Origin of the sequence: Citrobacter sp. Cf132 (genome assembly GCF_030333885.1) — a bacterium.
GTDB lineage: Bacteria > Pseudomonadota > Gammaproteobacteria > Enterobacterales > Enterobacteriaceae > Citrobacter > Citrobacter freundii.
In genome coordinates this window covers 64,170-75,640 of the sequence record NZ_JAOWFA010000070.1, presented here as the reverse complement: position 1 = coordinate 75,640, position 11,471 = coordinate 64,170, and the positions used below count along the sequence as shown (strand labels likewise).

Annotated in this window: 5 protein-coding genes and 1 tRNA gene; 2 read left to right on the top strand and 4 right to left on the bottom strand. The window is 54.9% G+C overall.

The features are described 5' to 3' along the window. Positions 1-2 precede the first annotated feature (2 nt). A tRNA-Met gene (locus tag OGV85_RS20125) sits at positions 3-79 on the top strand. Between the two features lie 74 nt (positions 80-153). Here OGV85_RS20125 and amiC read toward each other — a convergent pair. Next, positions 154-1,407 carry an N-acetylmuramoyl-L-alanine amidase AmiC gene (gene amiC, locus OGV85_RS20120; RefSeq protein WP_003034016.1) on the bottom strand — a complete coding sequence of 418 codons (1,254 nt, stop codon included), beginning with the start codon at positions 1,405-1,407 and terminating at the stop codon, positions 154-156. A gap of 234 nt (positions 1,408-1,641) precedes the next feature. Here amiC and argA point away from each other — a divergent pair, with 234 nt between their 5' ends. Then, on the top strand, positions 1,642-2,973 hold the full coding sequence (gene argA / locus OGV85_RS20115; RefSeq protein ID WP_061548006.1) for an amino-acid N-acetyltransferase: 1,332 nt from the start codon (positions 1,642-1,644) through the stop codon (positions 2,971-2,973). Positions 2,974-3,096: 123 nt separating this feature from the next. On the opposite strand, the gene recD is transcribed toward argA, so the two are convergent. The 3 genes from recD to ptrA are packed head-to-tail and all read right to left on the bottom strand — an operon-like array spanning position 3,097 to position 11,349. Then, complete coding sequence (recD, locus tag OGV85_RS20110; protein WP_003846475.1) at positions 3,097-4,926, bottom strand: exodeoxyribonuclease V subunit alpha; 1,830 nt, start codon at positions 4,924-4,926, stop codon at positions 3,097-3,099. Next, positions 4,923-8,468, bottom strand: coding sequence for an exodeoxyribonuclease V subunit beta (gene recB, locus OGV85_RS20105; protein WP_061548007.1), 3,546 nt, complete (start codon positions 8,466-8,468; stop codon positions 4,923-4,925). Before recB ends, recD begins: the two co-directional genes overlap by 4 nt. Then, on the bottom strand, positions 8,461-11,349 hold the full coding sequence (gene ptrA, locus OGV85_RS20100) for a pitrilysin (protein WP_061548008.1): 2,889 nt from the start codon (positions 11,347-11,349) through the stop codon (positions 8,461-8,463). Before ptrA ends, recB begins: the two co-directional genes overlap by 8 nt. Positions 11,350-11,471: the final 122 nt, after the last annotated feature.

Genomic DNA, 11,471 nt, shown 5'->3' with positions numbered 1-11,471 from the left:
GACGCGGGGTGGAGCAGCCTGGTAGCTCGTCGGGCTCATAACCCGAAGGTCGTCGGTTCAAATCCGGCCCCCGCAACCAACATTATGAACACCCTGACGGGTGTTTTTTTGTATCTGTGGTCCGTAAAAAAAGCGCTTTTCAGCGCTTTTTTGTTATCCCCTTCTCGCCAGCGTCGCCCCATCGGCAAAATAGGCTTTAATCCCTGCCAGAATCGACTCTGCAACTTCCTGCTGGAAGGTCGCCGTTTTGAGTTTGCGCTCTTCCTCAACGTTACTGATAAATGCCGTTTCGACCAGAATGGACGGGATATCCGGCGCTTTTAGTACCGCAAACCCGGCCTGTTCAACCTGATTCTTATGCAGGTTGTTGATTTTACCAAGCTTATTCAATACCGCTTTACCAAACTTCAGGCTGTCGGCGATGGTCAGCGACTGCACCATGTCAAACATGGTGTGGTCGACGTAACGGTCACCGCTCTTACTGACGCCACCGATGAGATCCGAGGCGTTCTGGGTCTGCGCCAGATATTTCGCTGCGGTACTGGTCGCACCTTTGGTCGAGAGAGCAAACACCGAAGAACCGCTGGGTTGTCGACTGGTAAAAGCATCGGCGTGAATAGAGACAAACAGGTCTGCACGCTGCTTCTGCGCTTTCGCCACGCGGACTTTAAGAGGAATGAAGATATCTTCATTTCGTGTCATAAAGACCTTCATGTTGCCCTCTTTCTCTATGAGGGCTCGCAGGCGGCGGGCAATCTGCAGCACCACATCCTTTTCACGCGTCTTGTATTTCCCCACCGCACCGGAGTCTTCTCCGCCGTGGCCTGGATCCAACATAATGACAATGGGACGATCGCGCCCCGCTTTACCCGGCTGCGGGCCACTTTGTGCAGGTGGCACCTGTTTATCCAGATCGCCCTTGTTGTAATCTTCCAGCAATGCCAGCAGCGGGTCCTGAACGTCCTGGGCATTCGCGGGATAGAGATCCATCACCAGACGTTCTTTAAAGCCTGCCACCGGAGCCAACGCAAAAAGTTGCGGCTTCACATTCTGTTTCAGCTCGAACACCATCCGCACAGTCTTTGGATCAAACTGGCCAACGCGCGCCGACTTAATATACGGATCGTCAGGACGAATCTGCGTCCCAATGCCCTTGAGCACCGAGTTCAAATTAACGTCTTCAATATCCACAACCACACGCTCAGGATTACTCAGGGCAAACTGTTTGTATTTCAGCAGACGGTTAGATTCTACCGTGACGCGAGTGTAGCTGGACGCAGGCCAGATACGTACGGCAACGACCTGACTCACGGCTGCCAGACCCACCTGGCTGACGCTCAAAAGCCACATAGCACCCGCACCTTTCAATAAACGGCGGCGACTGATTGCTGAATTGGATCCCGACATGCTTCTCCCGAGCAAAAGAAATCTTTTTAGAGGTAATACGTAAAACGTCCGAATTGACCGGAAACTTTAGCGAATGACGCATAATCTGTCATCTATAAAAGGGTAAACATTCTTTTTATATTCACGGCATTACTGAGAAAAATCTTCGGCATGGGTAAAAATTACACTTGCGCACAGCGCAAAAACAGAATAAAAATACACAAATTACGAATAATCATGCAATGAGGGTGTGCCGTGGTGAAGGAGCGTAGAACCGAACTGGTACAGGGATTCCGCCATTCTGTTCCCTATATCAATACCCATCGGGGAAAAACGTTTGTCATTATGCTGGGCGGCGAAGCCATAGAGCATGAAAACTTTTCCAGTATCGTCAATGACATTGGCCTTCTTCATAGCCTCGGCATCCGCCTGGTCGTGGTCTATGGCGCACGACCGCAGATTGATGCCAATCTTGCGGCGCATCATCATGAGCCGGTGTACCACAAAAACACGCGCGTCACCGATGCGAAAACGCTGGAGCTGGTCAAACAGGCTGCGGGGCTACTTCAGCTTGATATTACCGCCCGCCTGTCGATGAGCCTGAATAATACGCCATTGCAGGGTGCACACATCAATGTGGTCAGCGGTAATTTTATTATCTCCCAGCCGCTGGGCGTTGATGACGGCGTAGATTACTGCCATAGCGGGCGTATTCGTCGCATCGATGAAGATGCCATTCACCGCCAGTTAGATAGCGGCGCGATTGTGCTGATGGGCCCAGTCGCCGTTTCCGTCACTGGTGAGAGCTTTAATCTGACGTCAGAAGAGGTCGCCACGCAGTTGGCTATCAAACTGAAGGCAGAGAAAATGATCGGTTTTTGCTCGTCTCAGGGTGTCACCAACGATGATGGCGATATTATTTCCGAGTTGTTTCCTAACGAAGCTCAGACTCGCGTTGAGTTGCAGGAAGAGAAAGGCGATTACAGCTCCGGTACGGTGCGCTTTCTGCGCGGAGCAGTGAAAGCCTGTCGCAGTGGCGTACGCCGCTGCCATCTGATCAGCTATCAGGAAGATGGTGCATTGCTGCAAGAACTGTTCTCCCGTGACGGCATCGGTACGCAGATCGTGATGGAAAGCGCCGAGCAGATCCGTCGCGCTACCATTAACGATATCGGCGGGATTCTGGAGCTTATCCGCCCGCTGGAACAGCAAGGTATTCTGGTCCGCCGCTCGCGCGAGCAGTTGGAAATGGAGATCGACAAATTCACGATTATTCAGCGTGATAACCTGACTATCGCCTGTGCCGCTCTGTACCCTTTCCCGGAAGAGAGAATTGGCGAAATGGCGTGCGTAGCGGTACATCCGGACTACCGTAGCTCGTCGCGCGGGGAAGTGTTGCTGGAACGGATCGCCGCGCAGGCCCGGCAGATGGGGCTGAGCAAGCTGTTCGTGCTGACCACGCGCAGCATTCACTGGTTTCAGGAGCGAGGCTTCACGCCGGTAGATATCGACCTGCTGCCGGAAAGCAAAAAAGAGATGTACAACTATCAGCGGCGGTCAAAAGTGCTGATGGCGGATTTGGCATAGGAGTGGTTGCCGGATGCAGCATACAGTTCGCTGGCACATCTTTGGTATGCAGATCGTAGGCTGATCAGACGCGATAGCGTCGCCATCAGGCACACAGCCGGATGGCGCTGACGCATGTCCGGCCTACATCATGCCATCATTAAACAACGCCGACAATCCGCTGCGGCGTTCGGTTCGGGTGGCAATGGCGCCACTCAATATCCGCTCATCGGCATACAGCGACAAACGACGGCGCGCGCGGGTAACGGCGGTATAGACCAGTTCGCGAGTCACCACAGGTGAATGCTGGTTGGGTAAAATCAACGCCGCGTGGTCAAACTCAGATCCCTGCGATTTATGCACCGTCATTGCCCAGGTGGTTTCATGTTCAGGCAAGCGGCTGGGCTGAACCGATTTGATAGAACCGTCCGGCAGCGCAAACCACACCCTCAGACCCTGCCCACGATCCAGGGCAATGCCAATATCACCGTTAAATAATCCCAGCGAACTCTCATTGCGCGCGATCATCACTGGCCTTCCTTCATACCAGCGGCTATGCGTCGAACGGTGAATTTTGCGTTTTTGCACCATCACCTGCTCAATGCGTTCATTCAAACCACCCACGCCAAACGGACCTTCCCGCAGGGCACACAATAGCTGATACTCATTGAAGGCCTGAATGACAGCATCCGGCTCGGCGCGCTCGCGCAGTAAATCCAGATAGTGACCATAACCCGCTAGCGCTTCCTCCAGCATCGCAGCGTAATCTTCGCTGCTGTGCAGAGCGCGTTTTTCGATGTCGCTAAATCCCTGCTGGAAGACCGTTTTTATCGCGGCTTTGTCACCACGATTAATCGCCGCAGCCAACTGACCGATCCCGGAATCGCTACCGAAACGGTAGCTCTTTTGCAGCAGGCACAAACTGTCGCGCAGAGCAGCCGCCTGAGTTCCCGAACCAGCCGGAATAGTGGTTTCAGTCAGGCGACTAAGCTGGCGGGCACGCTCCGGGGTAAAACCATCACCGACGAAAGCACAGATATCCCCCAGCACCGCCCCCGCTTCAACAGAAGCGAGCTGGTCGCGATCGCCCAGAAAAATCACCCGCCCGTGTGGCGGTAGCGCATCGATAAGGCGCGACATCATCGGCAAATCGATCATCGAGGCTTCATCCACTACCAGCACGTCAAGATGCAGCGGGTTTCCTGCATGATGCCGCAAGCGTTGGCTACCAGGCTGAGCGCCTAATAATCGATGCAGCGTACTGGCATCATCGGGAATGCGCTTCTTTTGCTCATCGGTCAGCGGCAGTTCACGCAACGCCGCGCCCAGCGAGGCGGTCAGACGTGCTGCCGCTTTTCCCGTGGGCGCCGCCAGACGAATACGACAGCGTTCACCGTCCGCCATCTGAATCAACGCCGCCAGAAGCCTCGCCACCGTTGTTGTTTTTCCGGTCCCCGGCCCACCGGAGATCACCGATATACGACGGGTCAGCGCGACAGCAGCGGCCACTTTTTGCCAGTTAACGCCTTCAACGGGCGGAAACAGCGCTGCCAGCGTGTGGGTCAGCCGTTGTTCATCCACCTCAATGGCGTAGTTAACTTCACCGAAAAAGCGCGCCACCGCGCGTTCGTTATGCCACATCCGGTTCAGATACAAACGATCGCCGTACAGCACCAGCGGTGTGGGCTGCTCGCCACGGCTTACCGCCCCGGAGGCCAGCAGGCATTCCGCCCAGTCTTCGGGCTCTCCCGCTTCAGCGAGCCAGGCGCTTAACAGAGGATGGGCGTCCTCACTTCGGGATAGACGCGAAAGCGGTAAGCAGACGTGCCCTTCTCCTGCTTCACGGCTGAGCAACGCCGCTGCCAGCGCAACGGCAGGGTTATCATTTCCGGCAACCGCCAGCGCGAACTGGGCATCCAGAGGGCGGAGCTGCTTTTGCTCAACGGCTTCCAGTAATCGTTTCTGGATTGTCATGACATCTCCTCCAGCGGCACACCGGCAAACAACTCGTCCATCAAAGCGATCAACTCTCCGTCAGGTCGGGTCGCATAAATTCCCTGCTGCGGATTTTCACGGTCAACGCCACGCAGGAAGAGATAGATAACGCCGCCAAAATGGCGTTCATAATCGTAATCAGCAATGCGATGGCGCAAGTAGCGATGCAGCGCCAGGGTATAAAGTTGATACTGCAGGTCGTAGCGATGCGCCTGCATGGCAGAGGCCATCGCCTGCTGCGTATAGGCGGAGCTGTCTTCACCCAGCCAGTTCGATTTGTAATCGAGCAGGTAATAGCGCCCCTGATGGCGGAATACCAGGTCAATAAAGCCTTTTAGCATGCCGCGCACCTGCATAAAGTCCAACGCAGGGCACCCCGCCGAGAGCGGATCGTACTGACGAATCAACGCATCAAGTTGGCTGGCCATCAGCGGCTGCGAAATCGGCAGATAAAACTCCATCTCCACCTGTTTTTCTCGCGCGGAAAGCTGGCTCAAACTCACGCCCGTCTCGTTGAGAGGCGCCTGCAAAATGGCGTCCAGCCATTCGGTCAAAACCGGCGTCCAGTGCGCGTCATAACCGCCCAACGCCAGTTGCTCCTCGACCCAATGCGGATCCACCGGTTGCGTAAAATCGAGATTTTCAAACAGGCTATGCAAGAACGTACCCGGCGAAGCGCCGCGCGGGAACTGATGCGGTGTGAGTCCTGATTCTTCAATAACCTCACCGACGCCTGCGGCATCGATATCCAGTCGAGGGATCAGATCCTGCGCAATACCATGTCCACGCTGTTGCAGACCGGAATAACTGGTCACGCGCCAGCTATCGCCGGGCGTACGCTGCAGTATTTTTGCACTCAGTTCACTGCTAACAGACTGCGCAACCTGCCAGGGTTCGCCGTCAGGTTGCGCGGGAGTCTGGCAAGCAATATCGTTGCTGCAAAGCGCTTCAATCGCGCTACGCAGACCCGCGGCATCCATCGGCTCACCTTTTTGTAACAGGCGACCAAGGGCGCTCTGATGCACATCGGTATCCCCTTTTTTATCGCCCCGACGTCGTACCAACGGCGCAACGCCAAGGCTGCAGTGCCATACCGAACGGGTTAGCGCGACATACAGCAAACGCAGGTCTTCCGCCAGACGTTCCGCTTCTGCCAGCTCAACGCTCTCCTCGGCATCGCTGAGATCCAGCACCGCTTCAAAGGAGCTGCGATCGTGGTAGAAAGCCTGATCCTGGACGCGGAAATTGGTGATAAATGGCAGCCAGACCAGCGGATATTCCAGCCCTTTCGATTTATGGATGGTGACGATTTTAACCAAATGCTTGTCGCTTTCGAGCCTGAGCTGCTGACTGGACGCATTGCTGTCGGGTTCAAGAATATGCTGGGACAACCAGCGCACCAGCGCATGCTCGCTTTCCAGCTGCGAGCCCGCTTCCTGCAACAGTTCGCTGATATGTAAAATGTCGGTCAGTCGACGTTCGCCCCCCGCCGTCGCCAGCAGGTTCTCCGCAATCTGGCGGGCAGCCATCAGCGCGCGCAGCATCGGCATCACGCCGCGTTTATGCCAGATCTGACGATAACCATCGAACTCCTCGACCACCGCATCCCAGGCATTTTCGTCGTTATTTAACGCTTCAAGATCCTGCGCATTCAGCCCCATCATTGAGGTCGCCAGCGCGCTACGCAGCGTGTTCTCACGCTCCGGTGTCATCACCGCCTGCAGCACCCACAGCAGCTCCTGCGCTTCCAGCGTTTCAAATACGCTGTCACGGTTAGAGAGGTAGACGGAGGGAATGGCCAGTTGCGTCAGCGCATCGCGGACCAGCGCCGCTTCCTGGCGGCTACGTACCAGTACGCTGATGTCCGACGCGCGTACCGGGCTGGATGCTTTGCCACTGACCAGTTGCGCAGCGCCAGAATGTCCGGCCTTAAGCCAGTCGCGAATTTGCGTGGCGCACACCTGCGCCATGTAGTTCTGATAGTCGCCGACGCCACAGCTTTCCCCTTCCATCAGCCACATACTCATGGCTGGCTGCGTTTCACCGTGTAAAACAAACTGAAGCGACTGGTTTTTTTCTGCGAATTTTACCGGGCTGAAGGGGATTTCGCGGAACATAAAGGCGTCGTCCATCTGGCTGAAAAGCGTATTCACGCTATTGACCATGCCAGGGGCCGAACGCCAGTTGGTATCAAGCGTATAGTGTGCGCTGACTTCGCTGCGCGCCTTCATATAGGTGAAGATATCCGCGCCGCGAAACGCGTAAATCGCCTGTTTTGGATCGCCAATCAGCAGAAGTGCGGTATCCGGCTGATGCTGCCAGATCCGACGAAAAATACGGTACTGCTGCGGATCGGTATCCTGGAATTCATCGATCATGGCAACCGGAAAACGGGTGCGAATAGCCGTCGCCAGCGCATCGCCGCTTTCACTGCGCAACGCTGCATCCAGACGGCTGAGCATATCGTCAAAACCCAGCTCGCCGCGGCGGCGTTTCTCCTCGGCAACCGCCGCGCGGATCTCCGCCAGCGCCCGGGTGATCACCAGATCGCGCAGGGTTAACGGTTCGCTAAGCAGTTCATCAATAGCGACGAAAAGCGGGTGCTGAGGCGTTACGCCGCCCGCTTTGGTTCGCTCTTCTAAAAAGCGCTGGGAGAATTTCTCCAACGCATCAGGCAGCTGATAGCTTTGGGTTTCTTCCTGCGCCCATGCGCTGATCTTTTCGATCCACTTACCCTGGTTAGCGCGATTAAATTTACGCCGATCGATCCCGGAGGCTTCCAGCAGACCATCCAGCTCATCAACAGAATCACGCCATTGCTGCTTGATCTGGTTAATGCGCGCGAGAATGTGTTCATGCCGGGAGGCCAGCGTTTCGTCATCGGGCGGAGGAGCCTTGATAACCGGTGCTTCCCCTTGCAGATAGCGATCGATATCTCTCAGCAGCGCCTGCGGCCCTTTCCACGTTTCAAAAACCACCTGCGCAATGTCGCGGGGCAGCGGGTAGCAGTGCCGACGCCAGAAGTCCGCGCAGGCCTGATAGCGCAGCAGCGATTCATCTTCTATCAGCTGCTGTTCGAACAGCATGCCAGACTCAAAGGCGTTAAGGCTGAGCATACGCTGACAAAAACCGTGGATGGTAAACACCGCCGCTTCATCCATCTGTCTTTCAGCCAATAACAGCCACTGAGCGGCCTGTTTTTTATCGGCAATTTCATCTAACAAACGGGCATATAGCGGGTTGTCGGTGGTTTCACGCAGGCAGGCAATTCGCAGTTCATGAATGTTGCTACGAATTCGACCGCGCAACTCTTCGGTAGCCGCCTCAGTGAAGGTGACTACCAGCAGTTCTTCGACGGTCAGAGGACGAGGAAAGGCGGCAGAGCCGCCCAGTCCAAGCAGTAAACGTAAATACAGGGCGGCGATGGTAAAGGTTTTACCGGTGCCCGCAGAGGCTTCAATCAGACGCTCGCCCGTCAGGGGCAAACGCAGTGGATCAAGGGACTCAGCGGCATCATTCATTCTTATCACTCATCAGGGGTAAGGTTTGCTGCAACGCGCTGACGGTCTGCCACACTTTCCAGCCTTCCGGGTGCACATATTCTGCTTGCCCGTTCTGACTACCGGAAACCTGTGACAATATCGCCATGCCTTGCGGCTCAACCACCGCCTGATGGAAGAAGTCGGCAAGTTTTTGCGGCGTCAGCAGTTTAATCTGAGCCACTATTTTATCACGTGAATCGAAGCGCATATTGCCGCGATCAAAATCTTTGCTTAACTGTGAGGCTTCTGCCCCCAGCGTTTGCGGCGCCTGCAGCATTTGCGCAATAATCGCCTGCTGAATTTGCGCGAACTCTTCAGGTTTCATCGCCCGCAGCTTCGCTTCCGCCGTCGGGAAGAACGCTTTATAACGCTCCCAGAGGTAAGACGGCTGCTTATCACTGCTTTGCAGCAGGAACCCCATTCCCCACTGACGGCCAACGCTCATCGGGAAAGCAAATACGGCGTAACCTAACTGCTCTTCAGTACGCAGCTGATTGTAGAACCACGGCTGAACAATCTGCCCCAACATGGCGCTGTAGGCTGAACTGGCGTATTCATCGTATCCGGTTGGCACAAATACCGCCGCCAGTGCTGAATCCGTGCTGCTGCCTGCTTTTTCAAAGATGACGGACTGCTTCTTGTCCACCACCACATCTTTGTTGCGACACCACTGTGACCCGTTCGCACCAAGCTGTTTTTGGATATCCCGCGCCATGCTCGTTGTCTGAGCTTCGCTCATATTACCAATGACCAGGAATTCAGGTCGCGCACCGGTTTTTAAGGCGTCGCGGTAGGTCATCACCTCTTTCAGGGTGATGGAAGGCAGCAACTGACGGCGCTCATCACGTGAAAAATAAGGCACCTGAGAAAGCATCTGCACCGGCATAATAGCCTGATCGTAGGCTTTACCCTTTTCTGCGGAATCCATCATCTGGGCATACCAGGATTTCGCCTGTTCCAGTTGTTCATCCGTTGAGGTATAGCTGAAATAGCCGCTCAGCAGCGCCTGAAAAAGCTGCGGCAAACGTTGGGTGTAGCCGTTGGCGTTAAGCATCAACCCATTGTTAGCGTTGGTAGAGAAACCAATTCCACCTACCGATGCCTGGTTACTTAACTGATCGAGCGCAATCCCCGCCAGGTAATCGTTAAGTGCGAATAAGACCTGGTTGCGGGCGCTGTCCATGGCTTTCGGGTTACGCAGGATCACGCTGACGTCAGCCTTCGGCTCGCTGGCAAAATACTGGCTCGGGGCATACACCACGCGTAAATCCGGCTCATCAACAATCAGCTCCGGATGAGCGTATTTTTTATCCGTCTTAATCAGCGTGAAATCATCCGGAATGTAGGGGTTCACCTCCGGTAACGACAGCGCAATACCCTGTGCTTTTTGCTGCCAGTCGGCAAAGGTTTTGTCGCTGATTTTATCCACCTGGTAAGGCGCATCGACAAAATAAGCGGTTTTATTATGCGGCTCTTTCGCGCTGATATACCAGATACGCGCATTCTGCGGCGTCATCATTGCCAGACGTTGCTCAACAGCTTTCGCATCGTACTGGTCAGCAATATTCACCGCATCCAGCGTATGCTCGACGGGAACGCGGATCATGGTATCAGCTAGCCATTCCACGTAGTCCATATCACGGGTGATGGAGGGATAACGGAAATCGAGATCCAGCACATGTGCCAGCTCGTCAAAATAGCGTTTATCGACGCCTTTCTCGCGTAACAAATTGAGGTAGCTAAAGATTGCCGCGACAACTTCATCGCGATTCGCCAGCCCCTTGTCGGTTAACGTCGCGGAAATGGCTAACACGCCGCTGTTCCCGTTGACCACCGGATCGGAGTCTGCGCGAATACCTTCAACCAGGCCCTGCTTTTGCAGCCAGTCAGACAATGTGCCCGGACTACGATTGCCAATCAGGTAGGTCACCAGCTCATCGGTTTTACTGCGGAACTGCACGCTGTTGTTATCAATACGAAACTCGACGCGCAATACTTTACGCGGCATTGCCGGAACATAGTGGATGATGATGCCCTTTTGCGCGTCAGTGACGACCGGTACGGTAATTTCAGGCTTTTCGATATTTCTGTTCGGCACGCGCCCAAAGGTGTCAGCCGCTATCCGCGCCAGCTCTGGCAGCGGTTTATTGCTATAAATCACCGCCTTCATCAGGTTCGCGGAGTAGTACTTTTCATGAAATTTTTGTAACGCCTGTACCACCGGGTTGCCAGGTTTGTCGCTTAATGTCTCTAGATTCCCGCCAGAGAAACGCGAGCCAGGGTGCGCCGGGTTGATAGTCTCAGCGCTCACCTGCGCCATACGCATCCCGTCTCGGGTACGCGCCAGCGTCAGCTCGGAGTTAACCGCGTTACGCTCACGGTCGGCATATTTTTTATCCAACAATGGATCGGCAATAGCATCCGCCAGGCGATCCACCGCCCCCACCAACGCGTCGTTTTCGACTTCAAGATAGAAGGCCGTACGATAAGGCGCAGTGCTGGCATTGTGGCTACCGCCGTGCATTTTCAGAAATTCAGCCAGGCTGTCCGGCTGCGGGTATTTTTTCGAGCCCATCAGGCACATGTGTTCGAGATAGTGCGCCAGCCCCTGATGATCGTCCGGATCTTCCAGCGAGCCCACGGGGACTACCAGTGCAGAAAGGGATTTCACGGCCTGAGGATCGGATACCAGCAGCACAACCATGCCGTTATCAAGGCGCACGGCCTGATACTGACGGGTATCTTTATCGCTTTTACGGATGGTTTCAGCTAAAGGCTGCCAACCGGTATCTGCCTGACTTACGGGAACCCAAAGGGCGACGAACAACAGTAATGCGCTGAACCAGGTGCTGCGGGGCATTCACAAACCTCATCATTAACGTATTCACCTGTTCACTACAAACCACGCATAAATACATGGTCTGAACAGGGCAAGACTATGTGCTGAACGAGCCAGCATCTTCTCTTTGTAAGAATCAGTCC